This window comes from Ruegeria arenilitoris (assembly GCF_013035425.1).
In the GTDB taxonomy this organism is placed as follows: Bacteria; Pseudomonadota; Alphaproteobacteria; order Rhodobacterales; family Rhodobacteraceae; genus Ruegeria; species Ruegeria arenilitoris_A.
The window spans coordinates 287,201-312,193 of the sequence record NZ_WQHX01000004.1 but is presented as its reverse complement, the minus strand read 5'-3'; the positions used below and the strand labels follow the sequence as shown (position 1 = coordinate 312,193).

Genomic DNA, 24,993 nt, shown 5'->3' with positions numbered 1-24,993 from the left:
AAGCCACGGCAGGCATAATACGCTGGTCTAGATTTCTTCGGATACGAGGCGCGCCATGCTCGACCTGACTTATGATATGCCCAAACCAAAGACCATTGCCGGGGCCAAGCACGATTGGGAACTGGTGATCGGGATGGAAGTGCATGCGCAGGTCTCGTCAAATGCAAAGCTGTTTTCAGGGGCATCCACCAAATTCGGGGCAGAACCGAACGCCAATGTGGCCTTTGTGGACGCGGCAATGCCTGGCATGCTTCCAGTTATTAACGAGTACTGCGTCGAACAGGCCGTGCGCACCGGACTGGGGTTAAAGGCGGAAATCAACCTAAAGTCAGCCTTTGATCGCAAGAACTATTTCTACCCCGACCTACCGCAAGGCTACCAGATTTCTCAGCTTTATCACCCCATCGTAGGCGAAGGCGAAGTGCTGGTCGAAATGGGCGATGGCACTGCCCGCGTGGTTCGGATCGAACGCATCCACATGGAACAGGACGCAGGTAAATCAATTCATGACATGGACCCGAACATGTCCTTTGTCGACCTGAACCGCACCGGTGTTTGCCTGATGGAGATTGTCAGTCGTCCAGACATACGTGGCCCGGAAGAAGCCGCTGCATATATCGCTAAATTGCGGCAGATCATGCGTTATTTGGGTACCTGCGACGGAAATATGCAAAACGGCAACCTGCGCGCGGACGTGAACGTTTCCATCTGCCTACCGGGCGCTTACGAGAAGTACCAGGAAACACAGGATTTCTCGCATCTTGGAACGCGTTGCGAGATCAAGAACATGAACTCTATGCGCTTTATCCAGCAAGCGATAGAAGTAGAAGCCCGTCGTCAGATTGCTATCGTGGAAGGCGGTGGAGAAATCGAGCAGGAAACTCGCCTTTATGACCCAGACAAGGGCGAGACCCGTTCCATGAGGTCAAAGGAAGAAGCGCATGATTATCGTTACTTCCCCGACCCAGATCTGCTTCCGTTGGAAATTGAACAGACATGGGTGGATGATATCGCGTCCAAGTTGCCAGAACTGCCGGACGACAAGAAAGCACGCTTTGTCACAGAGTTTGGCCTTACAGACTATGACGCGTCGGTTTTAACAGCCGAGGTGGAGTCAGCCGCCTATTTTGAAGAGGTCGCCCAAAACCGCAATGGTAAACTAGCCGCCAATTGGGTCATCAATGAGCTTTTTGGCCGGCTGAAGAAAGAAGACCACGATATCACAGACTCTCCCGTATCTCCGGCCCAGCTGGGAGGTATCATTGATCTGATCGCCTCGGATGCTATTTCCGGTAAGATCGCCAAGGACCTGTTCGAAATCGTCTATACCGAAGGTGGCGACCCAGCACAGATCGTAGAAGAACGCGGTATGAAGCAGGTAACCGACACCGGCGCTATCGAGGCCGCTCTGGTCGAGATTATCGCAGCCAATCCGGCTCAGGTAGAAAAGGCCAAGATTAACCCGAAATTGGCGGGCTGGTTCGTTGGTCAGGTCATGAAAGCCACCGGAGGCAAGGCCAATCCTAAAGCCGTAAACGAACTGGTGAGTCAAAAGCTGGGACTGTAGCTTCTTCTGTTCAGGCAACAATTTAAGTGTCAGGTCATCGACTTGACTCCTTTACTGTTTGGACCCTTTCTTTGGCGCCAGAGAGGTAAGGTGTCATGCAAAAAAGATTTGATCAGGAACTTCAAGCCCGTCTTGTGCGCTATGCGGCGGTTGACAGCCAAAGCGACGAGACATCTGCCTCAACCCCAAGCACAAAAACTCAGCTCGACGTGCTGAACCTGTTGCAACAAGAGCTTACGGAAATTGGTGCACAGAACGTTGAAGTAACTGATGACAGCGTTGTTGTGGCAACTATTCCGGGAACCGCTCCGGGACCGACCATCGGTTTTTTAGCACATGTCGACACCGCACCGCAGTTCAACGCGACAGGTGTTAAGCCACGCGTGATCAAAGGATACAACGGCGGTGACATTACATTTCCTGACGATCCAGACCTAGTGCTATCGCCCGATGAACACCCATACTTGGCCGAGAAAATCGGGCATGATCTTATAACCGCGTCTGGCACAACTCTGCTTGGTGCGGACGACAAAGCCGGAGTGTCGATTCTGATGACCATGGCGCGGCACTTGCTTGAAAACAAAGACATCTCTCATGGCCCGATCCGCATCGCCTTTACTCCGGACGAAGAAATCGGACGTGGCGTGACAGAACGACTGCCCAAGGATCTGGGGGCTGATTTCGCCTATACACTGGATGGAGAAGATGTGGGTGAAATCGTCTATGAAAGTTTTTCGGCAGATTGGGCTGTTATCAGGATAAAAGGTGTTTCGATCCATCCCGGCCTGGCCAAAGGTAAACTGGTCAACGCTACGCACTTAGCAGCCAAGATTGTGCAGACTTTACCCCAGGTCACAATGACGCCCGAAGTGACCGACGGACGCGAAGGTTTCATTCATATTGTCGGAATGAGTGGCGGTTCGTCAGAAATGGAAATCAAGTTGATCTTGCGAGATTTCGAGATGGACGCGCTTGAGGCGCAAGGTGAACTTGTTAGGCAGGTCTGTGCCACGGTGCAAGCCACAGAACCCCGCGCCCAAATCACCTGCGATATTTCACACCAATATCGCAACATGCGTTACTGGCTGGAAAACGATATGACCCCCGTCGAACTGGCCCGTGAGGCATGTCAAGATCTGGGAATTGAACCAATCTCTGTCCCGATCCGCGGCGGCACGGATGGGTCACGTCTTACCGAATTCGGCACGCCGACTCCAAATATTTTTACCGGGATGCAGTGCATTCATGGGCCACTTGAATGGATTTCCGTTCAGGATATGGCTATTGCAACGGAAATGTGCTTGTCGCTGGTCGGTAAAGCGGCGCGGAACCACGGCAACAGTGCGAGCTGAATTTTTCTAAAATACCAAGTTCGCTTTCCCCAGCCTGTTAAAATGTTAATTTGGCGAAACACGGCAGTCAGGAACGATTGATGCAGCGCTATGAGTACAAAGTTGTCCCCGCCCCTCAGAAAGGCACAAAGGCCAGAGGGGTCAAGACACCCGAGGGTCGGTTTGCGAATTCCATCGAAACATTGCTTAACCAATTGGGACAGGAAGGCTGGGAATATCAACGCGCTGAATTGCTGCCCAGCGAAGAACGCGCTGGTTTGACCAGTTCATCCGTGAATTGGCGCAATGTGCTGGTTTTCCGCCGCGCCTTGATCAGTTTGGACACTCAAGTATCAGAACCGGTGAAAAACTTGGAATCCGACATGGAAACTGATGCCGCACCGACCGCCCGCCTTGTGCCCGGGCCGGAAGAAACCTTGCAAGAACCCGTTCCATCGGCACCGGCACCAATTTCAGAAGAACCCCACGAACCGCCGTTGACGCTGAATGCTTCGGAAAGTGAACCGCAGGAAACCAGCGAAGATACACAGACTAAAATCTAGTATACAGTCAAAAAGCGAGTTCTGATCACAAAGGCATTCACGCTTCTGTGGCATGAAAGTGAGCGGCAAAACAGGCATTCTTGACGTGACTTCGAAAAGGAGGATGTCATGTCTTTTTCGCGCCGGAGATTTTCAGGGCTATTGGTTGGCGGGGTTGTATTTCCCGGGACGCTTTGGGCGCAGCAGGATCCAGTGCTCGAAGCCACCCGTTCCACCCTATTTGGCAGTTCGTCGGAATTCGAGAGCGGAATGGTCTATCTTCGACAACGTGGCAATAAGGATGTCGTACCTGCCTTACTTACCGCCATGCGTTATGCCAGACGTCGGGATGATCAAATTGCCGAAGTCATGGAGGTTTTGACAGGGCAAAGCCATGGAACAGACTGGTTTGAGTGGATGTTGTGGCAAGAACGTAATCGCCAGATCGTTCCGCACCCATCATTCATTCCGTTCAAGCGCGAAGTTCTGCTGGGTATAGACCAAAATTTTGATGTGTTCCTCAAGCCTGAATACTTGCAACGAGACAAGATGAAAATTCGACTGGAAGAGATTGCTTGGGGCGGAGTTACCAAGGACGGTATCCCCTCGCTTGACAACCCGGCCCTGCTATCGGCTTCGAAAGCAGATTATCTGAAAGGGGACGATCTGGTTTTTGGAATTTCCATCAACGGGGATGCGCGGGCTTATCCACTGCGGATCATGGGCTGGCACGAAATGTTCAACGAAGTGATAGGCGGCGTGCCTGTTGCGTTGGCGTATTGTACTTTGTGTGGTTCGGGAATCCTGTTTGAAACCCATGTAGCAGGTCGGCGAAAGCCCTTTGTTTTTGGTTCGTCGGGTTTCTTATATCGATCAAACAAACTGATGTTTGATCGGGCAACTAATTCCCTTTGGAACCAGTTCACCGGCAGACCCGTTGTTGGACCATTGGCCGATAGTGGGATTACTCTAAAGCAGCGACCTGTGGTTATTACCACGTGGGAAAGTTGGAAAACCTCGCATCCGACAACCAAGGTATTGTCCCTCAAAACCGGGCATAGACGAAACTATGGATCGGGAGTTGTCTATCGAGACTATTTTGCATCAAGCGAGTTGATGTTCCCGGCTCTGGTCAACCAGACGCAACACCGCCAAAAGGACTATGTTTTTACCATACGCCAGTTCGGTGCAGCGCGGGCATGGCCTTTGCAAGAATTTGCAAAAACACCCGTGATCAATGACGCAATCGCAGACAAACCCTTGTTGTTGATAGGCAACCCAAAAAATCGCAGCGTCCGAGCCTATGAACGCGCCAGACATACTTTCCGAATAATAGATGGCGGTTTACAGGACCAAGCGGGTAATACTTGGAAAGTGACCGAGGAAGCACTTGCCGGGCCAAACGGAGAACAGTTGCCGCGAGTAGCTGGGCACATCTCTTACTGGTTTGCTTGGGACAATTACATGGGAGACGCCGCAACCGTATACGAAAATTGAAATTACGAGTGCTCTTCTGCCGCTGTAGCCGCCAAGGCCCGATTATAAGCCTTTAGCGCATCGACGTGGTACAAAGCTCCTACCGGGTTTTCGACCCCATCTTGGCTTTTTATAACGACCGGAATGCAAGGGATGTCGCCCCTGTCGAAATACGGCATCGCGGCTTCGAGTGTGGCGCTGGCTTCAACGCAAAGACCCTGTTTTATCAGATTTTGCGCCTCTTCCTCACTGATGGACCGAGCATCATCGATAGGGCGCATTACGGTTCCGGCCCGAAGCATGGCAAGTAAATAGGCCTGCGGTCCTGCGGCCAAGTGTACGTTTCGACGTTCTAGTTGGGTCAGGAAGAAAGACCGGTCCACCAGTCGCGATGCCAAAGCAGTCGACATGGAAACCGATACCATAACGGCCAGACCGATCTGCCAGTCCCCGGTCAGTTCAAAAACGATCAGCGTGGTCGATATCGGGGCACCAAGCACGGCCGCCGCAACCGCCCCCATTCCCGCAAATGCGTAAAGCGTGTGAGTTCCGGATACCTCTGGCAGCAATCCTGTCGCAATCAACCCAAAGGCCAGACCTGTCAGTGCGCCGATCATCAAAGAGGGAGAGAACACGCCCCCTCCCATACGTCCGCCCATTGTAATGGCGACGGCCACGGTTTTGACCACTGCAAACACGATCGCCGTTGTCAGAACAAGATCGCCAGTCAGCGCACGGACAGTCGTTTCGTAGCCGACGCCGATAATATGAGGAAACCAAATCGCCAAAACCCCCAGCATCGCTCCGGAAACGGCAGGTCTCAACCACCTTGGCAGGGATAGGCGGGCCTGAATGTGACTTCCAATATCGTCGACAAAGAATATTGACCGCATGAGCAACAACGAAACCAGTCCGCAAATCAGGCCAAGAAGCAGAAAAGCAGGTAGCTCGACGTAGAATTGAAGCGATCCAGGTGTTTCCAGGATAAATTCAGTCACGTCCCCGCGCTCTAGCCGGCTGATAACCGTTCCCGCGACCGAGGCGATAACGATGGGTGCAAATGCGTGAACTGCAAAGTGGCGCAACACCACTTCAAGCGCGAACAAAGCCCCAGCAATAGGAGCGTTGAAGCTTGCCGACACCGCCGCGGCGACTGCGCATCCCAAAAGGTCACGCCCGGTGATTCCGTCCGCGTGGATACGATTGCTGACCCAAGTTGAAATCACGCCCGCCATGTGGACAACAGGTCCCTCGCGCCCTGTAGAACCACCCGTACTTAAAGTAATTAGAGACGCAAAAAACGATGCTATCCCAGCCTTGTTTTCCACGCGCCCGTCGGTCGTTGCCGCGCCCTCAATTACATCGGCAACTGATCGGACCCTTCCGTCATCGGTGAACTTGTGCAGGATGATTCCCACGATCAACCCGCCAATGATCGGCGTGATCAGAATCAGCAGCCACGGTAGCTTTTCAGCATGGCTGTGCAACATAAGTATATCATCGGTATCATAGATATACGCTTGCAGCGCTTGCGTCGCCTTTCGGAAGCCAAGCGCCATAAAACCCGCGGCTATTCCTATAACCAGCGCTATGAACCAAAACTGAACTTGGCTGGGGCCACGGCGCAACATCACCCGCCACGCATCTTTGACAGCCGCCACAGCCTGATTGAATTGGTTGCGAAGTAAGGTGCGGGTTGATTGGGTCATTGGCTTTCTGGGTCTTTTTTTTGGGCACTTAGTAAGTCAGTCAGCGCCTTTAGAAAAGTCGAATTACGACCCTAATTGATTCAGACCTGAAGCAATGCCCGGGCTGCCGCGCGGGCTTCTTCTGTGATAGTGTCACCCGCAACCATGCGCGCGATTTCGTCAACACGATCCAATTCTGTCAGATGCGAGACAGTAGACAGAGTCTGTCCATTACTTACCTGTTTTTGCACCCGCCAATGATGCGCGGCGCGGGCTGCAACTTGCGGAGAATGAGTAACAACCAAAACCTGTCCACCCAAAGCCAGCGACGCCAAACGTCGCCCCACCGCATCTGCTGTCGCGCCGCCCACACCTCGGTCAATTTCATCAAATATCATTGTCCGATTGGTGTTAGCACCAGTCAAACAGACTTTGAGTGCCAGCAAAAAGCGGCTGAGTTCGCCACCCGAAGCAATCTTGTTAAGCGGCCCAGATGGGGCACCCGGATTGGTGGCGACGCTAAAAGCGACCGCGTCGTTCCCCTCGGGACCGGGCTCAGATGGCGTGATTTCAGTCTGGAAAATAGCACGTTCCATTTTCAACGGAGCCAGCTCGGCCATTACCGCGGCGTCCAACTGTCCTGCCGCCTTGCGACGAATACTGCCGAGTTTGGCTGCAGCTGTATCGTAGGATATTTGCGCGGCTTCGACCATTTCGCGATGATTTGCAAGGTCGTCATCGCCTGCGTCAAGCCGACTTAGACGATCACGCAAAGTTTCTGCGAAAGCGCCTAAATCGTCCGGGGCTACGTCATGCTTGCGGGCCAGCGCCCGTATTGCGAACAAGCGTTCTTCGATTGCCTCCAGCTCCGCCGGGTTGAAGTCCAGCGCTTGAAGGCAGGAATGGACACCGTCTTGAGCTTCCCCGAGTTCGATCATCGCACGACCTAATGCGGCAATGGGTTCTTCCAATTGCCCACCCGCATTGTCCGATACACCTTCCAACCAGCGGATTGCTTCTGCCATCGTACCCTCGGCGCCTTCTCCACCCAAAAGAGCGAATGCGCGGGCAACGTCATCGCGGATGCGTTCTGCGCCTTGCATCATACGGCGACGGCCATCAAGCTCTGCATCTTCTCCCGATTGCGGGTCCAGCTTGTCCAGCTCGGACACGGCGTGGCGAAGGAATTCTTCTTCGGCACGCATTGCGGCAAGGGCAGTTTCAGTCTCAGCCAATGCCCTCCGAGCACGCGACATCTCGGACCACGCTGAGCGAACAGCGGCAAGTTGAACCCCTGCCCCCGCGTAGTCGTCCAGCATTGCCCGATGGCCGCGCGGATTCAAAAGTCCTCGGTCATCATGTTGACCGTGCAATTCCACCAAAGTTTCAGAAAGTGCTCTAAGAATTTCGCCAGAGCACCGGCGATCATTGACCCATGCGGTCTTGCGCCCATCGGCTGTATTTACGCGACGCAGGATTATTTCGTCGCCTGCGGGCAAACCGGCTTCGGCTAAGATGTGATGCGCAGGGTGGTCGGCAGAGAGTTCGAATTCTGCAATGACCTCGCCTTGTGATGCACCTTGCCGAACCAATTCGGCACGCCCTCTCCAGCCGAGGACAAAGCCCAACGAATCCAGAAGGATTGATTTGCCCGCACCAGTTTCGCCAGTCAAAGCGTTCAATCCCGGCTGAAACGACAGCTCCAACCGGTCAATGATCAACATGTCGCGGATATCAAGGGCGCGCAACATCGGGTCTTAGCGTCCCACGCCAGTAACCATGGCAGTTACAACCACTCACCTTTTATGGTCTGCCGATATATCGTGCTGAGCCAGTTGTTACCGCTGCTCTTAAGGTTCAGGCCGCGTGATGTCAGCAATGCATAGCTGGCTTCGTACCATTCTGTAGATTGATAGTTGTACCCCAATATCGCACCAGCAGACTGCGCCTCGTCATAAAGGCCCAGTGAAAGATAGGCTTCCACTAACCTGTGCAACGCCTCGGCGGTGTGAGAAGTGGTCTGGAAATCCTCAACTACGACGCGAAATCGATTGATCGCCGCCGTATAATGATCCTGCCGCAGGTAATACCGGCCAATTTCCATTTCCTTTCCTGCAAGGTGGTCAAAAGCCAGATCAAACTTCAATACGGCCGAAGTGGCATATTCACTGTCTGGATAGACTTCGATCACCGTACGCAGTGATTGTAACGCCTGAAAGGTAAGTCCCTGATCGCGGCCCACCTCGTCAATTTGGTCGTAATAGCTTAGCGCCAGCAGGTACTGAGCATAAGCCGCGTCTTCGTCGGTAGGATAAAAATCGATATATCGCTGCGCGGCTGCCCGGCTTTCTTCATAGTTCTTATCCGAGTGGAACGAAAAAGCCTGCATGATCAAGGCTCGCTTGGCCCAATCCGAATAAGGGTAGAGCCGCTCGACCTCGGAGAAATACCACGCTGCATCGTCCGAGCGATTTTGCGAGAGTTCATACTCACCACGGGTGTAAATTTGTTCAGGAGTAAATCCTTCAAGGTTCTGGGAGCGGTCCGCACCTTTTTTTCCAAAGATGCCGCCGGAATCGCCGCAAGCCGTCAAAGTTGCTGCCAGAAGAATCGCTCCTGCGAACCTGACTGCCGCTTTGATGCCAACCATACCGCACTTCCTTGTCGTCTTCCTGGCCGGGATTAAACCCTAATCGGGCCTTGGTCTAGCACATAAAATTCAGGTGCAAAACGCCTTATACGCACTCAGTGGGAAATGTCTTCAAAGTTGATATTTTCAAGCCACTTGCGGAATTTCGCTGCGGACCAGACCTTGACCTGGCAAGCGCGCGGCCTGTTCTGGTGTGCAAAGGACCGGACGCACAGCACCTGGTGTCTCAAAGAGTTTACGCAGCAAGGTGTTGGTCATTGAATGACCAGACTTATCACCAGTAAATCGTCCAAGAATCGGACCGCCCGCCAGATACAAGTCTCCTAACGCGTCCAGCATCTTGTGACGCACCGCCTCGTCAGCATGGCGAAAGCCACCAGGCGTTAGAACTTCGGCGCCTTGAACGACGACCGCGTTTTCCAAAGTTCCGCCCAGCGCCAGACCATTTTCACGCATCGCTTCGACGTCGGTGCGGCGGCAGAAAGTTCGGCTGTCGCAAAGCTCTCTCGCAAAAGATCCATTCCGCATATCCAGAACCTTGGTCTGGGAACCGATTGCGTCATCTTCAAAATCAATGTTGAATTCGATTACCAGACCTTCAGCCGGAGCAATCGTAGCACTCGCACCTTCACGAGAAACTGTCACTGGTTCGAGCACTTGATATGCCAACACCGGGCTGGCCTGACGGCGAACGCCCTTCGACATGATACCGCGTACAAACTCAATGGCCGACCCGTCCATGATCGGGACTTCGGGACCATCGATCTCAACCAGAGCATTGTGAATACCGCACCCGGCAAGAGCAGCCATAATGTGTTCGACTGTCGAAACTGACACGCCCGCGTCGTTAACCAGCCGCGTACACAGCTGTGTGCGTTCAACGACGTCATATATTGCAGGGATCAGAGCGTTTCCCAATTCGATATCGGTCCGCTTGAACCAAATCCCGTGACCCGCCGCGGCCGGTTTGACAACCATTTTCGCAGGCTTACCGCCGTGCAGCCCAACGCCTGAAAACGTGACCGAAGATTTGAGCGTATGTTGCAATTAGAACCTCAGATAGCAGCGTGCAGCCAGCTATGGGCTGCGTCGCACATCAGTTAAGGAACGGCGCCTCAAGGCTCAACTCACTCTTTGCAACTGAATGAAACATCAATGTGACAGATCGGCAAAACCCTGCTTACAGACATTCAGTGCATTGTTTTTAAAAGAAAAAGAGCCACCAGTTGGCAGCTCTCTTCAAAGATTTTGTTACCGCGATCAGTTGGCTTGTCGACGCAAGAAGGCGGGAATTTCAATTCTATCCTGATCCGGGTCAGCTGCTTCTTGGGCTGGTGCGGTGGCGTCCGACGCTCTGATTGCAGGCTGCTGACGGGCAGGTTGCGCAGGTGTATCCGACGCATGTCCAGTCATACGGTCGATCAATCTGTTAAAGCCGAAACGCGAGCGTTCTTCTGGTTGAGGCTGCTCTGGCGCTACTGCTTCCTGAGCTCGTGTGGAGTTGAATCGCGACGCGCCTGTTGGCACTTTTTGAACCGCTGCCTGTAGACGCTGCATGGCCGCAGGTGACGGCGTTCCGGGTTCCTGAGCGCGTGGCGCGACGTAGTCCTCTGCGGCCCGCTCACCAGAATCGGGTCTCGGTTCGAATTCTGCCACATGGGGTTGATAGGCGGGAGGAGGTAAACCGTCATCGTCCTGTTCAGCAGCTGCCGGCGGTTCGTTGTGCCAACCTTCCTTGAACTCTACATCTTCGATTGATTCAAAAAGAGTTGGGGCAATGTTGCCATCGTCTGCAGCCGATGTCCGAGCGGCGACTTCCAGTGATTGTTCATCAGCCGCTTCTTCGGCAGATACTGTTCGAGTAAGCGGAGCTGACATTGAGCGGCGCGCAACCGGGACGTCCGACTGAACGTCGCTAGCATCAATTCCTGTGGCCACCACAGACACGCGCATCCCGCCTTCCATCTCGGTATCAAGGGTAGAACCAACGATAATATTCGCATCAGGATCAACTTCTTCCCGAATTCGGTTGGCGGCTTCGTCCAGCTCGAAGAGGGTCAGATCATGCGAACCTGTTATGTTGATCAGAACGCCCTTCGCTCCCTTGAGGCTGATTTCATCCAAAAGAGGGTTGGCTATGGCTTTTTCCGCCGCCTGAATGGCACGATCTTCTCCAGTTGCTTCGCCTGTACCCATCATCGCTTTGCCCATCTCGTCCATGACGGCGCGAACGTCAGCAAAATCGAGGTTGATCAGACCGGGGCGGACCATCAGGTCCGTAACGCCTTTTACACCTTGATACAGAACATCATCAGCCATCGAGAACGCTTCGGTGAACGTGGTCTTTTCGTTGGCCAGACGGAACAGGTTTTGGTTCGGGATAATGATCAGCGTATCAACAACTTTTTGAAGAGCGTCCACACCGTCTTCGGCTTGACGCATCCGCTTTGCACCTTCGAATTGGAAAGGCTTGGTCACGACGCCAACGGTGAGTACACCCAATTCCCGCGCTGCTTGAGCGATAATTGGCGCTGCTCCGGTCCCAGTACCACCACCCATACCAGCAGTGATAAAGCACATGTGTGCGCCAGCTAGATGGTCGACTATCTGTTCGATGCTCTCCTCGGCGGCAGCAGCACCAACGGTCGGGCGCGCGCCGGCCCCCAAACCTTCGGTCACTTTGACACCCAATTGAACTCGTGCGGACGAGCTGCTTTGCTGAAGGGCCTGTGCGTCGGTATTTGCGACAACGAATTCGACACCGTCCAGCTGCTTTGCAATCATGTTATCCACGGCATTACCGCCAGCGCCGCCAACGCCAAAAACCGTGATCCGTGGCTTTAATTCATCGTGCCCGGGCATCGAAAGATTCAATGTCATGCTCTGTCCGCCTGTTTTATAAGTTGCCGCGTACTGCGGTGTTTTTCTGACCTATCCATCTTTCATTTTATCGTTCAAATCCTCAAACGTCACGTCCAAAATCGCCGCGAACCACAAAATATGGAGGAATCAAGGCGGAAATCAGCGGTATTTCGCGATATCCGCCACATGTTGCGACCAAACAACAACGCGACACAACGCAATAACACTTCGCGTCGCGGTTTTGGCGACTCGCTCTATGAAAGTACTTGGCTTCTTCGCGCGGGAAACTGCTCGTCTCCTGCCGCCGGGCCTCTACCGGACCCTGTGGACAGTTTTAGGGATAATTAGTTGGCACGCAACACAATTCTTCAGCTAATCGGGGCATTAGGGCAATCCAAGTTGTCGTTCGAGATCCGTCGTATTTCCTGAATCTCGGCAAATGCAAAACTTGATTCGCGAACCATCAGTCGGCCTTCGTGTTCGAATGGCCACCAACATACGTAAACGCCTTCGCCAATATCATCGTACTGAAAGCAAATTTGGCCATTCGAAACCGAGATTTGCCCGTAGACGCATCCCAATCCTGGCTGCCACCAAACTGACAACTTCGAACTCAGAAATTGTTCTATACCTACCAGCGCTCCGGTATGAATTTCATGGAAATCCGCCGTTTTGCCTTCGACCGCAGACAAAAAATCCTCAGGTGAAATCCGCGTCTGCGCGAATGCAACGGTCGGCTCCAGCGCACTTACCAACCCAAGAACAATGGTCTTACCAATTGTCACGGAACCACCGAACCGCTCTTTTGAAAGGTCGCGTTGCATATGTGTCGACTGGAATTTCGAAGTCCCACCATTCATCCTGCGGATGCGCAGCGAAAAGGCTTAGGCCTACCGCCGAAGAGAATGCAGGCCCAGTAGCAGATTGTGGCAGGCCATGAACACGTAATGGACGCCCCAAACGCACGCGCTGCCCCAGAATGCGCGTGGCCAAACCATCCAGTCCCATGATCTGACTGCCGCCCCCGGTCAACACGATCTGCTGACTTGGCAAATGATCGAAGCCCGCAGCGTCAAGGCAGGTGCGCACCTCCTCGAGTATTTCTTCAACTCTTGGACGCATAATACCAATTAGTTCCGCCCGACTGACAGTTCGTCGGTCATGTTCCCAGTCACCGGTGTCACCGCCGATATCAATCAAATCGCGGTCGTCTGCTCCGGTTGCGTGGACACCTCCATTGAACGTCTTTATTCGCTCTGCCACCGCTGCCGGAATACCAAGGCCCATAGAAATATCCGAGGTCACATGATCGCCGCCCATTTTGACACTATCGGCGTAAATCATATGTTTCTTTATGAAAATTGATACGCTGGTCGTGCCTCCACCCATATCTATGCAAGCCGCACCCAGCTCTTGTTCGTCTTCAACCAAAGCCGAAATGCCGGACACGTAGGCAGAATTCGCCACACCTGCGAGCTCAAGGTCGCAGCGTTTGATGCAACGCAAAATGTTTTGAATTGCCGCAGAGTCGACGGTGAGCATGTGCATGTCCACCGCAAGACTCTGTCCTTGCTGTCCACGCGGATCAATCAATCCTGATCGATTGTCGAGAGCAAAATTAACAGGTTGCGCGTGCAAAACCTCACGGCCCGTACCGTAATCAGGCACATCGCATGCATTCAGAACCCGCCCGACTTCGGCCTCAGTGACAAGTTGGCCTTCCAAGTCAACCTGCGCGTCAAGGCCGTAGGACCGAGGATTGGCGCCCGAAAAACACGCGATAACGTGATCGACCCGGATATCGGCCATCTTTTGCGCGGCTTGCAATGCCGTTCGGATGGCACGCTCGGTTTCCTGCATTGCGGTGATTTCACCAAATTGAACGCCGCGCGAACGTGTCGTGGCCGCGCCGATTACTCGGAACCCAGTCTGCCCCGCCATGGAACCGATCGAGTTATCCTCGCTTAGCCGTCCTGCCCCATCAAAGCGCAGCACAAGACAGGCGATCTTGGAACTTCCAACATCCAAGATGGCGACAACGCCTCTTTGAATTGCCTGTCTGCGCATCTGTCGCATCGCGCGCTGGGACTGATAAAGATCGGTCATCATTCGCTTATTGCCCGCCGTTTACTGTCACTTTTGTGTTCCACCATTCTTCGCTGGCGGCTTTATTCATTCTGATTGTCGGACGTTGTCCTAGTCGCATGTCAACCACGGTCACGTCCCGCTCAAGCAGGTCCTGCACCTCGTTCACGGCCAACACCCGCTCCAGGGCACGAGCCGGACGTTCGGTCGGCAGCATGATGCGCTGACCGCGATCCAAAACCAGATCCCAGCGCCGTTCGCCAACACGTACCAGGCCGCGCACTCTGTCGCCTAAACTGCGAGAAGTACTCAGAATTTCCAACGCTTCGGGCACGTGCTTGTCCGCGCCTTTGCCCGCGACCAACGGCAAATCAGCAAAATCGGCGCGTGCCGCAATTCTTTCGACATGGGCACCGGTTTCATCAAGCAACTCGACACCTCTGCGGGTCCGCCAGACAATGACCGGCTCTCGTTCAACAACGTCGACTTGCAAAATTCCGCCCGGTCGAATGCGCACAGTCGCGGATTTTACTGGATCCAACGCAATGATCGTGTCTCTTATCTTTTCGACGTCCATGTCCCAAGAGCTGAGCGGGAAATCCAGCGGCACGACTTCGCGAATATCTTCGGACAGACCCGTTCCCGCACCATCAATGGCCATCAGATTGACCATAAATTCCGGACGTTCTTGAATTGAAGTCTTAATTTCAACGACATAATCGGAAATAGCGTTACGCCGATCCTCAGACGAAAAAAATACCGCTAGCCCCATGGAAAGGACAAAAATTGGTGTGCCCAACCGAAGCGCCTTTCGAAAGCCGGGCGTCAACATCAATCGCTGGAACCGGTAACTCAAGCGGGACGGGGTGGGATCACCGCGACCTGCGCCACGACGTAATTGCCCCAACCCGCGTAACCGAAATTTTGATTTTGGTTGCGAGCTCCCACCGTTCCCAGATCCAAAATCGGCATCAGTAACGATCAGAGGCTTTGCCCTATGCTCCTCAAGTGCTCGAGTGGCAATCAGCGGTCGCATGATGCATCCTCCACCATCCAAGCGCAAAGCTGGCCGAAAGTCATACCCATATGCTCTGCCTGTTCGGGCACCAAAGACGTTGGGGTCATTCCTGGTTGCGTGTTGGTCTCCAGCAGGAACAAGCCGTCCAAGCCCATGCTGTGATCCCACCGGTAATCTGTTCTGCTGACCCCGCGACAGCCAAGGGCTTTGTGCGCGCGCACGGCAAAGTCCACGCAACGATCGAAAATTCCCTCTGGGATTTCGGCGGGCAGTACGTGCCAAGACCCACCCGGCTTGTACTTTGCGTCATAATCATACCAGCCGCCGTTTGTCATGATCTCTGTCACAGTCAAAGGTCGGTCATCCATGACGGTTACAGTCAGCTCACGACCTGGAATGTATTTCTCGACCATAACTTGATCGGGCATATCCTGGGAAAGCTGCGGTGGGCCATTGGCAGATTCATGCACAATGTAGATGCCAACGCTGGAGCCTTCATTGTTGGGCTTTGCAACATATGGCGGCTCCATCACGTGGGCCTCGACAACTTCGATCTTCGGCACAATAACGCTCGGGACTACAGGTAGCCCTTCGGCCTGATAAACCTCTTTGCTGCGTTGCTTGTCCATAGCAAGCGCCGATGCCAGAACACCTGAATGCGTGTAAGGTAATTGCATCCACTCCAATAATCCCTGCACGCAGCCGTCCTCCCCCCAGCGGCCATGAAGGGCATTGAATGCAACATCCGGTTTAATGTCGGCAAGGCGAGCGCAAAGGTCGGGACCAGCGTCCAGTTCGACCACTTCAAAGCCTTCTCCCCTTAGGGCGGCTGCGCATTCGCGCCCGCTGCTGAGAGACACCTCGCGCTCCTTCGAGGGTCCGCCCATCAAAACCGCCACTTTGGGGCTTGTCCTGCTCGACATACCCACCTTTGTGCGCCTCAAAAACATGGACCTTTTTGGTGGTCCGTATTGTTGTTATACCGTTGATCCGTCGCCTTAATTTGCCTGTTTTAGTCTGACGGTCAGGGCACTATTTTTCAAGCGGATCGCCGACCCGCATAATTTCCCACTCTAGCGTGATACCGCTTGTTTCGTAAACCTTTTTTCGTACCTCCTCGCCCAAACCTTCAAGGTCTGCGGCGGTTGCGTCACCAGTGTTGATAAGGAAATTCGAGTGCTTGTCACTCATCTGCGCGCCACCCACCTTCGCGCCGCGCATGCCAGCGTCATCGATCACCTTCCAAGCTTTTAGGTCGTGTACGTCATCAGCCCTTCCCGTCGAAGAAAAGCCGGCAGGGTTGCGAAATGTCGATCCGGCACTGCGATCTTTAGTAGGTTGCGTTTCGTCACGTTTTCTAAGTTGCGCTGCCATGCGCGCATGCAATTCTCCGGGGTCGCCCAGAGGTCCTTCAAAAACGGCTGAAACCACGACGGCCCCATCGGCCAGGTCAGTTTGGCGATAGCGGAAATTCAATTCTTCTGGCCTCAAATCAGCAATTTCACCTTGTCGCGTGACGATAGTTACTTTGCGCAGCACATCCGCCGTGTAACTGCCATAGCAACCCGCATTCATCCGGACAGCCCCGCCAATTGATCCCGGAATCGTCCGCAAAAAAGTCAGGTCCACGCCGGCATCCGCCGCCTTACGCGCGACATGTGCGTCAAGCGCGGCCGCACCGGCCGTGACAGTATTGTCGACAACCGAAATTCCATTGAAACCACGCCCCAGACGGATCACTACCGAACGCAACCCTCCGTCCCTTACGATCAGGTTAGAACCAACACCCATCGGAAAAACTGGCACATCCGCTGGCAAATCACGAAGAAATTCCCGGAGATCCTCGATATCCGCTGGTTGAAAAAGATAATCCGCCGGACCACCAACCCGTAGCCAGGTCAGATCATTAAGCGAGCGATTTTTAGTAAGCCTGCCGCGCGGCGAGGGAATTTTCGACATGAACGCTAGATCGCGGATTTGCGTCTGCTGTGCAAGTGTCGAAAGCCTTAAATCCATTTGCGCAGCCAGCGCCCAAGGTAAATCACCGGCCAACGCAGCACCGAAATACCTGCTGCCAGCACGATCAGTCCAATCCATGGCCCATTTTCGTAGGTGACGTATCCCAGAATGGGTATGCCCACAGCGATCAGGAAATAAGCGCGGGTCCAATGGTTGTCTTTGCTGGGGATCATAGCCATTACATTGGCAACAAGCCCCCAAAGACCTGCAAGAGCGATCGACCAGTTCATTCGACTTCTCCCCGGCCCGACCATTTTCGCCAAAAATAGCGCAAGGGATATCGGAACATGGACACAAATGCCGCAAGTGCCAAAGCAGAGACAAACCAGCCGAAATCAAACCCCAACCATAGGATCAGCGCCGGGGCGCATATCAAAAGGGTGACACCCGGTAAGAACTGATACTTCATCGGCAACATCGCCACGATCGTCGCGCAAATCACCCAAAAGGCGGACAAGACAACAGACAATTGCATGTGCCCCTCCTTGAGCATCGCGGACGCGCTTAATTGTCCGCTTTCATCTCGAAGCTGTGCGTCCAAGAACCCAAACCCTTCACACTGCTTGTTTTCTAAGAAGGCGCTCTGGCAATCCATTAGCCCAAGCGCTGATCGTACCAGCACCAAGACAAACAACCATGTCCCCCGACCGGGCTTGTTCGCGAACAAGGCGCTCCAGATCGGCTTCGTTCAGCAAAGCCCTGGCGTGACGGTGCCCGTGACGAATCAAACCCTGAACTAAAGAATCACGATCCGCGCCAGCGATAGGCTCTTCTCCAGCGCCAAATACATCGGCAATGGCGACAACGTCAGCGTCGTTAAAACAAGTGCAGAAATCGTCGAACAGATTGGACAAGCGCGAAAAACGGTGTGGTTGATGTACGGCAATAACCCTGCCGTCTGTAGCCTGACGTGCGGCCTTGAGAACGGCCGCGATTTCCACGGGATGGTGGCCATAGTCGTCGATGATTGTGACACCATCGACCTCCCCCACCTTGGTAAAGCGTCGGTTTACACCTCCAAAATTTGCCAACGCTTCGCGGATTTCCACAGCCTTCATTCCCAAATGCCGAGCAACAGCTACTGCGGCCAGAGCATTCGAGACATTATGGTCACCCGGCATAGGCAACGTGCATCCTTCGATGACCTTGTCTTCGTATTGGAGGTGAATGTCGAAATGCGCGACACCGCCTTTGTATGTAAGGTTCAGCGCCCGAACGTCGGCTTGTGCATTAAAGCCATAAGTCCGCACACGACGATCGGTGATACGTCCGACAAGGGTTTGCACCTCGGCATGGTCAGTGCAGCAGACGGCAAGTCCATAGAACGGCAGGTTTGAAACAAACTCGTAGAACGCATCACGCAGCGTGTCGAATTCACCCCAATGCTCCATATGTTCTGGGTCGATATTTGTGACGATGGCAATAGTGGCAGGAAGACGGTTGAATGAACCATCGGATTCGTCTGCTTCAACCACCATCCATTCTCCCTGCCCCATTCTCGCGTTTGATCCATAGGCGTGGATAATACCGCCATTGATCACGGTCGGGTCAAAGTCACCGGCAACCATCAGTTCTGCCATCATCGTCGTTGTAGTGGTCTTACCGTGCGTTCCTGCAATGGCAATGTTGGATTTCAGCCGCATCAATTCCGCCAGCATATCGGCTCGGCGGACAACAGGCAGACCTTGCGAACGCGCCTCATCCAATTCCGGGTTTCCTGGCTTGATCGCCGTGGACACGACGACGACCGCTGCGCCTTCCAGGTTCTCGGCCCTTTGCCCGACAAATACCTCTGCCCCCAGTTCAGCCAGACGGTCCGTGATCTTTGAGGCTTTCAAGTCGGAACCCTGAACGCGGTACCCGAGATTCAAAAGAACTTCGGCTATCCCGGACATGCCGATACCACCGATCCCGACGAAATGGATCGGCCCTACATCTTGCGGGAGTTTGGTTGCAGGGTTCATGCGGTCTCCTTCTGCGCCAGAGATTCAACAAGAGAAACCAAACGCTCGGTCGCGTCAGGCGCACCAGTTGAAAGGGCGGCATGGGCCATTTTTTGTGCGGCTTCCGGGTTGGTGAGGACTGCGGTGATTTGCTCTGTCAGCGAGGTAACGTCAAGCGCATTTTCGGGGATCATGATTGCCGCGCCTGCCTGAACAAGCCCCCGCGCATTGGCGGTCTGATGGTCTCCGGCAGCGGCAGCAAAGGGGACTAGAATTGAAGGGCGCCCGATGACCGAAATATCTGCTACGCTAGACGCCCCTGAGCGCGAGATAACCAGCTGAGCCTCAGACATGCGGCGGGGTACGTCATCAAAGAATGGTTGGACATCCGCGAGGATTCCGTTTTCGTCGTAAAACGCCTTAACCCTCTCACCGTCTTCGTCGCGAGCCTGATGGGCAACGCGAATGTTTTCGCGAAGTTCATCCGACAAGGCAGCAATGGCACCTGGCACTACATCGCTGAGAATGCGCGCTCCCTGAGAGCCGCCCATCACAAGGATTGACATCGGGTAATCGCCAGGTGGGATGTAGCCGGCAGCGGCTCGGTCCAGAACAGATGCGCGAACCGGATTGCCGGTGTGGATACCATGCGCTCCCTCAGGTAAATCGGTTGGCCATACGCCGCAGGCCACATGGCCCACTCTTTTGGCAAACAGGCGATTGACCCGCCCAAGAACGCCGTTTTGTTCGTGTATCATGCGCGGTAGGCCTAACATAGTCGCCGCACCAAGCGCGGGGATAGAGGGGTATCCACCGAAACCGACAACAACATCTGGTTTGTCGCGCGCCATTTGGAGCGCCATGCTTGTAATTCCACCGATGATTTTTGGACCAGCCAACGCTTTGGCAGCAAACCCTCCGCGCGCGAACGTGGCCGAACTGACTTGGAGGATCTCGGTAGAGTCGGGAAAGCCACCCGAGTATCGCGCACCGCGTGGATCGGTGGACAGGCGAACCCGCCATCCCTTGCTTAACATTGCCTCGGCCAAAGCCTGCGCCGGGAACATATGCCCCCCTGTACCGCCTGCCGCAATAAGAAGGTATGGTTTACCCATCAGCTTCGTCCGCGCAGTATTTCGCCAAGTTCGCCCTGTGGGCGGTTACGCGTAAAAGCCAGCAACATGCCAACCGCAATTCCGCCTGCAATAAGCGATGATCCACCGTAACTGACAAACGGCAAAGTCATGCCCTTAGCGGGCAACAGGCGTACGGCAACGCCCATGTTGATCATGGCTTGCACCCCAAACATGCAGGCCAGACCAGTGCCTGCCAATCGGATAAACATATCGCGTTCACGCATTAGGCGCAGCAATGACCGAACTACGATGATGGAATAAAGCGCAATGATGATCAGGACCAGAATCAGCCCATATTCCTCGGCCGCCACGGCTATTATGAAATCAGTATGCGCGTCCGGCAGTGACCATTTTACCTGCCCCTCACCAACACCTACACCAAACAAACCGCCCTCTCTAATAGCATTGGTCGCGTATCCAAGCTGGGTCGTAGGGTCGACTTCTTGATTCAAAAAACCGTCGATGCGGCGGGCAAAATGTTCCGAGTTTGAATATGCAAACATTCCAGCAAGAACGACAACCCCAGCCATTCCAACCAACAAGAACATGGGCGCGCCCGCCACGAAATACATCACACCCCATCCGAAAAGGATCAGGCAGGCCTGCCCAAAATCTGGTTGCATCACCAGCATGCCAACAATTGCCATACACAAAGCAAATGACCACAAACGCCCCGGTGGGCCATTGATCTCTTGCGAAGCAGCCAGCAGCCATGCCGCGACCACTACAAAACCGGGCTTCAAAAACTCAGACGGCTGCAGTGCTGCAAACCCCAGAGAGTACCAGCGTACTGCCCCCTTTCCAAAGTCGGTTCCAAAAACCGGCAAGAAAGCCAACGCTACGAACGCAACCAGAAATCCAAGTACCGAAAGTCGCCGGATGAGAGTGGGCGACATCATAGAAGTCAGCAACATGGCGATTAGCGCGAGTCCGCCAAAAAAAGCCTGCCGCTCAACGTAGTGAAACGGATCAAACCCGTTGCGGCTTGCCAGCGGCGGTGAAGAGGCCAGCCCCAACAAAAGACCAATTACAAACAGGATCAGAACACAAGACATTGTCCAGCGATCGATTGTCCGCCACCATTTTGGAAGGATCGGTTCACCGCGCTGGTCCTGGACCGCGCCATACACCATCTCAGTCATGAGATACCGCCACTATCTGCCTCGTAATCGCCCCGTTTTCGGGATCTAAGTGAGAGTCTACAGGGATTTTTGCATTGGGGCCAGTGAAATAAGGGCGATTCGACAATTCTATGTTTTGTGATTCAAATTTATTCCACTCGGCTCTGAAAGGGGCCCTTACCGCCTTAGACATCCAGAAATCGCGATTTCATGAAAAACTGGATCAATAACTATTCGGCCGACTTTTGGGGCTTTCGGCCTTATTCCGAGGGCGCTTTGAGTCTGCAAACTTAATTTCGGGAAGCCCAATTGACCGGACGTTCAGTTCTGCTTCGATTGCGTTGCCTCTTGCCATCGCTGCCAATCCCAGCCATGCGCAGGATATGAATTTCAACACCGTCATCCTTGGTGCCGGCGCCGCTGGCATGATGTGCGCGGCCCATTGCGGCGCGCGCGTTTTGGTGATCGATCACGCTAAAGCGGCTGGAGAGAAAATCAGGATTTCCGGCGGCGGCCGTTGCAATTTTACGAACTTAAACGCTGGACCGGGTAATTTCCTTTCACAAAACCCACATTTTTCTAAATCGGCGCTGGCGCGTTACACGCAGTGGGATTTTATCGACCTAGTAAACCGTTACGGGATTGAATGGCACGAAAAGACGCTGGGACAACTGTTCTGCAATGGGTCGTCCAAGCAGATAATAAATATGTTGCTGGACAAGATGGAACGGACCAGGGCCGAACTATGGTTACAAACGACGCTAAAAAACGCGCGAAAGACCGAGGCAGGTTTCGCGTTGGAGGTGGAGAGGGAAGGACGAAGGGTCACCCTGCATTGCGCCAATCTGGTGCTTGCCACAGGTGGAAAATCGATCCCAAAGATGGGGGCAACGGGACTGGCATACGACCTGGCCCAACAATTTGGCCTCAAAATTACTGAAACCCGCGCAGCGTTGGTCCCGTTCACCTTTTCTGACGGACGGTTCAAGGAACTTTCCGGTGTTTCTCTGCCAGTTCAACTGTCCAACGACCAAGCCATCTTCGATGAATCGATGCTATTTACCCATCGGGGCCTTAGCGGACCGTCCGTTTTGCAACTGTCATCCTATTGGCGCGAGGGTGAGGCAATACATGTCAATCTGATCCCGGATTTGCCCCTTTTCAATTTACTGCGTGAACAACGCAAAGAAGGCGGGCGCAAAGCTTTGACCACCGAGTTGGCGCGGCACATGCCCGCGCGATTGGTGGACTATCTAAGCCAGAAGCTTCTGATAGCGGGTAATTTAGCCGATCAATCTGATGCGTCTTTGTCTGACCTGGTCGCAAATTTGTCCGACTGGCAACTCCGACCCTCCGGCACCGAAGGTTATCGTACTGCCGAAGTGACACTCGGCGGTATCGACACCGAAAACCTGTCTTCAAAAACGATGGAGGCCAAGGACGTCCCTGGCCTCTTTGCGATTGGAGAAGCGGTAGATGTCACCGGTTGGCTGGGAGGCTACAATTTCCAATGGGCGTGGTCTTCTGGTCACGCCGCAGGAAAGGCCATCGCAGACCGGATCTAGCCAACCACGTTATAGCCACGTCCGCGCATACAGTTTCGCACAATGACTTCTTTATTCTGGTTCTTTGCGATGACATCGGCTCCAGCCCCAATCAAGGCACCAGCAGCGGCCGCGCGACCCAGATTGTCACTGCTGTCTTGAATAATCGCCGTTGTGGCAGCAGCACCCGCCGCTCCGATCGCGGCATTACCGGCGGTGGACCCGTCGACGCTGGCCTGAGACGCCGCCAACTGCTGACACTGCGCAAGATCGGCGCTGTAGTTCGGGCTGACAGGCCCATCGATTACTGGTTGGTAATTGGCGCCTGTGTTCGTGCAAGCTCCCACCACAAAGATGGCAGGAAGGATCAGAGCAAATTTACGGTGTGGCATTTCCATGACCTCGTTTTGAATTGTCGTAGAAGCAAACCCAAAAATTATGGCGCGTCAAACGGATAGGTTTAAAGCCTCGTCGAACCGGCGGTTATTTGCAACCGTTGCCCGATGACAGTCTTCTTTTGACCTCGGAAACGAAGTCGTCCCCCCTTTGTTCAAAGTTATCATATTGGTCAAAACTTGCTGCTGCGGGGGCCAACAATACAGTTTCGTTCGGCTGCGCATCCTCAATCGCTTGCTCGACGGCCCGCTCCATCGTTGTGCACACCGTGGTGTCGACATCCAGCTGCATGGCGAAATTGGCAGCCTCGCGACCGATAACATAAGCTTTTATCACCTGATCCGAGGCTTCGTTCAGTGCAGCCAGCCCACCCTCTTTTTCAAGACCTCCACATATCCACCGGATCTTTTTGAAGGCCCTCAAAGCCTTTGCTGCGCTGTCGATATTGGTTGCTTTCGAGTCGTTGACGTAAGTGACGCCATTGGTCTCAGCGATGATCTGACTACGATGCGGCAAACCCGGATAGCTATGCAAGGCCGCCTCGATCGCCTTAGGTGCAAGACCTAACGCACGACAGGCGGCGTAAGCAGAGCATGCATTTTGATGGTTGTGCGCGCCCGGTAGACCCTTAATCCCGCGCAGATCAATGGACGCTGTCTGACGTCCTTTCCGATATTCGGACAGAAAGCCCTTGCGCGCGAAAACCTGCCAGCCTGGGCCGGTTAACTTACGTTCAACGGAAACCCGGATGACGCGATCGTCGCTTCGCCCTTCGGCCAACTGCCCTGCAAGAAAGGAGCCTTCGATTTCATCTACGCCGACAATGGCGCGATCTGGTCCGCCCTCGGCAAACAGACGCCTCTTGGCTGCGAAATACCCACCCATTCCTGCATGTCGATCCAGATGATCCGGCGAGAGATTTGTAAAAACAGCAATATCTGGGGTTAGCGCGCGAGCCAGTTCGGTTTGATAGCTGCTGAGTTCCAAAACCACAACCGAGCCGTCACCCCCCGGGTCGATATCCAGCACACCCCGGCCAATGTTTCCCGCCAACTGTGACTGGCGACCAGCTTCGGTCAAAACGTGATGTATCAGGGCCGCTGTGGTAGATTTCCCGTTTGACCCAGTGACAGCAATTACACGCGGCGGAGTCTCAAATTTGCTCCAGTCTTGATCGGCAAAACTTCGGAAGAACAAGCCGATGTCATTGTCCACGGGCACGCCGGTTTCCAGTGCAGCCGCGATGATTGGGTTTGGCTCGGGGTAAAGGTGGGGGATACCAGGAGACACGACTAGAGTGGCGACATCGTCAAACTCTGATTGGTGTCGCAGGTCGACACAGTCAAACCCTTCGGTTTCAGCAGTCTCTCGTGCCGCAGGATTGTCGTCCCAACAAACAGGAGTTGCTCTGCCTGCTCTTAATGCGCGTGCCGTGGCCAACCCAGAACGACCCAGCCCCAGCACCGCAACTTTCTGCCCAGAAAAACCTTTGACCGGGATCATATAATACACCTTGCCGTCGTGTAATTCATCCGCACCCTGCACCTAAGAAATCACGAAAAGCAAGGGCGGCATCAAGCAAATACTTTAGAAGAAAGCAGCCGCCAAACAATTG

Annotated in this window: 22 protein-coding genes; 5 read left to right on the top strand and 17 right to left on the bottom strand. The window is 53.9% G+C overall.

Annotation, left to right across the window (positions count from 1 at the left end; genetic code table 11):
* Positions 1-55: 55 nt before the first annotated feature.
* The 4 genes from gatB (at position 56) to GOV45_RS13995 (ending at position 4,937) form a co-directional block, all read left to right on the top strand.
* Positions 56-1,567 (top strand): Asp-tRNA(Asn)/Glu-tRNA(Gln) amidotransferase subunit GatB, encoded by a 1,512-nt coding sequence (gatB, locus tag GOV45_RS14010; protein WP_170478874.1) that lies wholly within the window; start codon positions 56-58, stop codon positions 1,565-1,567.
* A 95-nt stretch (positions 1,568-1,662) separates the two neighbouring features.
* A complete protein-coding gene (pepT, locus tag GOV45_RS14005) occupies positions 1,663-2,919 on the top strand; it encodes a peptidase T (RefSeq protein WP_170478873.1) in 1,257 nt (418 codons plus the stop codon).
* Between the two features lie 80 nt (positions 2,920-2,999).
* On the top strand, positions 3,000-3,461 hold the full coding sequence (locus GOV45_RS14000; protein WP_170478871.1) for a DUF4177 domain-containing protein: 462 nt from the start codon (positions 3,000-3,002) through the stop codon (positions 3,459-3,461).
* A gap of 108 nt (positions 3,462-3,569) precedes the next feature.
* A complete protein-coding gene (locus GOV45_RS13995) occupies positions 3,570-4,937 on the top strand; it encodes a DUF3179 domain-containing protein (protein WP_170478869.1) in 1,368 nt (455 codons plus the stop codon).
* 2 nt (positions 4,938-4,939) lie between these two features.
* Here the strand turns inward: GOV45_RS13995 and GOV45_RS13990 are convergent, their stop codons facing one another.
* From GOV45_RS13990 to ftsW, 15 genes are all read right to left on the bottom strand, one after another.
* Positions 4,940-6,625, bottom strand: coding sequence for a chloride channel protein (locus GOV45_RS13990; protein WP_170478868.1), 1,686 nt, complete (start codon positions 6,623-6,625; stop codon positions 4,940-4,942).
* An 80-nt stretch (positions 6,626-6,705) separates the two neighbouring features.
* Positions 6,706-8,355: a DNA repair protein RecN gene (recN, locus tag GOV45_RS13985; RefSeq protein WP_170478866.1), complete on the bottom strand. Its 1,650-nt coding sequence runs from the start codon at positions 8,353-8,355 to the stop codon at positions 6,706-6,708.
* A 35-nt stretch (positions 8,356-8,390) separates the two neighbouring features.
* Entirely contained in the window at positions 8,391-9,254 is an 864-nt protein-coding gene (locus GOV45_RS13980) for an outer membrane protein assembly factor BamD (protein ID WP_170478864.1), read from the bottom strand.
* Between the two features lie 126 nt (positions 9,255-9,380).
* Positions 9,381-10,301, bottom strand: coding sequence for a UDP-3-O-acyl-N-acetylglucosamine deacetylase (lpxC, locus tag GOV45_RS13975; RefSeq protein ID WP_170478863.1), 921 nt, complete (start codon positions 10,299-10,301; stop codon positions 9,381-9,383).
* Positions 10,302-10,514: 213 nt separating this feature from the next.
* Entirely contained in the window at positions 10,515-12,134 is a 1,620-nt protein-coding gene (gene ftsZ, locus GOV45_RS13970; protein ID WP_170478861.1) for a cell division protein FtsZ, read from the bottom strand.
* 350 nt (positions 12,135-12,484) lie between these two features.
* Complete coding sequence (locus GOV45_RS13965; RefSeq protein ID WP_170478859.1) at positions 12,485-12,901, bottom strand: hypothetical protein; 417 nt, start codon at positions 12,899-12,901, stop codon at positions 12,485-12,487.
* A complete protein-coding gene (gene ftsA, locus GOV45_RS13960) occupies positions 12,888-14,222 on the bottom strand; it encodes a cell division protein FtsA (protein ID WP_170478858.1) in 1,335 nt (444 codons plus the stop codon). The genes GOV45_RS13965 and ftsA overlap by 14 nt, the downstream gene beginning before the upstream one ends.
* Positions 14,223-14,229: 7 nt before the next feature.
* Positions 14,230-15,237, bottom strand: a complete 1,008-nt coding sequence (locus GOV45_RS13955; protein WP_170478856.1) for a cell division protein FtsQ/DivIB — start codon at positions 15,235-15,237, stop codon at positions 14,230-14,232.
* Complete coding sequence (locus GOV45_RS13950; protein WP_170478854.1) at positions 15,225-16,142, bottom strand: D-alanine--D-alanine ligase; 918 nt, start codon at positions 16,140-16,142, stop codon at positions 15,225-15,227. The genes GOV45_RS13955 and GOV45_RS13950 overlap by 13 nt, the downstream gene beginning before the upstream one ends.
* Positions 16,143-16,251: 109 nt before the next feature.
* A complete protein-coding gene (gene murB / locus GOV45_RS13945; protein ID WP_170478853.1) occupies positions 16,252-17,178 on the bottom strand; it encodes a UDP-N-acetylmuramate dehydrogenase in 927 nt (308 codons plus the stop codon).
* 47 nt (positions 17,179-17,225) lie between these two features.
* Positions 17,226-17,468 (bottom strand): DUF2484 family protein, encoded by a 243-nt coding sequence (locus tag GOV45_RS13940; protein WP_170478851.1) that lies wholly within the window; start codon positions 17,466-17,468, stop codon positions 17,226-17,228.
* On the bottom strand, positions 17,465-17,713 hold the full coding sequence (locus GOV45_RS13935) for a DUF2484 family protein (protein ID WP_170478849.1): 249 nt from the start codon (positions 17,711-17,713) through the stop codon (positions 17,465-17,467). Before GOV45_RS13935 ends, GOV45_RS13940 begins: the two co-directional genes overlap by 4 nt.
* A 79-nt stretch (positions 17,714-17,792) precedes the next feature.
* A complete protein-coding gene (gene murC / locus GOV45_RS13930; RefSeq protein WP_170478847.1) occupies positions 17,793-19,202 on the bottom strand; it encodes a UDP-N-acetylmuramate--L-alanine ligase in 1,410 nt (469 codons plus the stop codon).
* Positions 19,199-20,296 carry a UDP-N-acetylglucosamine--N-acetylmuramyl-(pentapeptide) pyrophosphoryl-undecaprenol N-acetylglucosamine transferase gene (locus GOV45_RS13925; protein WP_170478845.1) on the bottom strand — a complete coding sequence of 366 codons (1,098 nt, stop codon included), beginning with the start codon at positions 20,294-20,296 and terminating at the stop codon, positions 19,199-19,201. Before GOV45_RS13925 ends, murC begins: the two co-directional genes overlap by 4 nt.
* Positions 20,296-21,459 carry a putative lipid II flippase FtsW gene (gene ftsW / locus GOV45_RS13920; RefSeq protein ID WP_170478843.1) on the bottom strand — a complete coding sequence of 388 codons (1,164 nt, stop codon included), beginning with the start codon at positions 21,457-21,459 and terminating at the stop codon, positions 20,296-20,298. The genes GOV45_RS13925 and ftsW overlap by 1 nt, the downstream gene beginning before the upstream one ends.
* 362 nt (positions 21,460-21,821) lie before the next feature.
* On the opposite strand from ftsW, the gene GOV45_RS13915 reads away from it, so the two are divergent.
* Complete coding sequence (locus tag GOV45_RS13915) at positions 21,822-23,003, top strand: NAD(P)/FAD-dependent oxidoreductase (protein ID WP_170478840.1); 1,182 nt, start codon at positions 21,822-21,824, stop codon at positions 23,001-23,003.
* On the opposite strand, the gene GOV45_RS13910 is transcribed toward GOV45_RS13915, so the two are convergent.
* Positions 23,000-23,374 (bottom strand): glycine zipper family protein, encoded by a 375-nt coding sequence (locus tag GOV45_RS13910; protein WP_254442630.1) that lies wholly within the window; start codon positions 23,372-23,374, stop codon positions 23,000-23,002. The genes GOV45_RS13915 and GOV45_RS13910 overlap by 4 nt on opposite strands.
* A gap of 91 nt (positions 23,375-23,465) precedes the next feature.
* Positions 23,466-24,881 (bottom strand): UDP-N-acetylmuramoyl-L-alanine--D-glutamate ligase, encoded by a 1,416-nt coding sequence (murD, locus tag GOV45_RS13905; RefSeq protein WP_170478837.1) that lies wholly within the window; start codon positions 24,879-24,881, stop codon positions 23,466-23,468.
* Positions 24,882-24,993: the final 112 nt, after the last annotated feature.

What these genes read in the sequence shown, in the direction of transcription:
- ftsW (WP_170478843.1), bottom strand. Translation starts at nt 21,459, where the DNA reads ATGACTGAGATGGTGTATGGCGCGGTCCAGGACCAGCGCGGTGAACCG.
- GOV45_RS13925 (WP_170478845.1), bottom strand. Translation starts at nt 20,296, where the DNA reads ATGGGTAAACCATACCTTCTTATTGCGGCAGGCGGTACAGGGGGGCAT.
- gatB (WP_170478874.1), top strand. Translation starts at nt 56, where the DNA reads ATGCTCGACCTGACTTATGATATGCCCAAACCAAAGACCATTGCCGGG.
- GOV45_RS13915 (WP_170478840.1), top strand. Translation starts at nt 21,822, where the DNA reads ATGAATTTCAACACCGTCATCCTTGGTGCCGGCGCCGCTGGCATGATG.
- pepT (WP_170478873.1), top strand. Translation starts at nt 1,663, where the DNA reads ATGCAAAAAAGATTTGATCAGGAACTTCAAGCCCGTCTTGTGCGCTAT.
- GOV45_RS13910 (WP_254442630.1), bottom strand. Translation starts at nt 23,374, where the DNA reads ATGCCACACCGTAAATTTGCTCTGATCCTTCCTGCCATCTTTGTGGTG.
- GOV45_RS13955 (WP_170478856.1), bottom strand. Translation starts at nt 15,237, where the DNA reads ATGCGACCGCTGATTGCCACTCGAGCACTTGAGGAGCATAGGGCAAAG.
- GOV45_RS13990 (WP_170478868.1), bottom strand. Translation starts at nt 6,625, where the DNA reads ATGACCCAATCAACCCGCACCTTACTTCGCAACCAATTCAATCAGGCT.
- murB (WP_170478853.1), bottom strand. Translation starts at nt 17,178, where the DNA reads ATGTCGAAAATTCCCTCGCCGCGCGGCAGGCTTACTAAAAATCGCTCG.
- GOV45_RS13935 (WP_170478849.1), bottom strand. Translation starts at nt 17,713, where the DNA reads ATGCAATTGTCTGTTGTCTTGTCCGCCTTTTGGGTGATTTGCGCGACG.
- GOV45_RS13995 (WP_170478869.1), top strand. Translation starts at nt 3,570, where the DNA reads ATGTCTTTTTCGCGCCGGAGATTTTCAGGGCTATTGGTTGGCGGGGTT.
- ftsZ (WP_170478861.1), bottom strand. Translation starts at nt 12,134, where the DNA reads ATGACATTGAATCTTTCGATGCCCGGGCACGATGAATTAAAGCCACGG.
- ftsA (WP_170478858.1), bottom strand. Translation starts at nt 14,222, where the DNA reads ATGACCGATCTTTATCAGTCCCAGCGCGCGATGCGACAGATGCGCAGA.
- GOV45_RS14000 (WP_170478871.1), top strand. Translation starts at nt 3,000, where the DNA reads ATGCAGCGCTATGAGTACAAAGTTGTCCCCGCCCCTCAGAAAGGCACA.
- GOV45_RS13950 (WP_170478854.1), bottom strand. Translation starts at nt 16,142, where the DNA reads ATGTCGAGCAGGACAAGCCCCAAAGTGGCGGTTTTGATGGGCGGACCC.
- recN (WP_170478866.1), bottom strand. Translation starts at nt 8,355, where the DNA reads ATGTTGCGCGCCCTTGATATCCGCGACATGTTGATCATTGACCGGTTG.
- murD (WP_170478837.1), bottom strand. Translation starts at nt 24,881, where the DNA reads ATGATCCCGGTCAAAGGTTTTTCTGGGCAGAAAGTTGCGGTGCTGGGG.
- murC (WP_170478847.1), bottom strand. Translation starts at nt 19,202, where the DNA reads ATGAACCCTGCAACCAAACTCCCGCAAGATGTAGGGCCGATCCATTTC.
- GOV45_RS13940 (WP_170478851.1), bottom strand. Translation starts at nt 17,468, where the DNA reads ATGAACTGGTCGATCGCTCTTGCAGGTCTTTGGGGGCTTGTTGCCAAT.
- GOV45_RS13980 (WP_170478864.1), bottom strand. Translation starts at nt 9,254, where the DNA reads ATGGTTGGCATCAAAGCGGCAGTCAGGTTCGCAGGAGCGATTCTTCTG.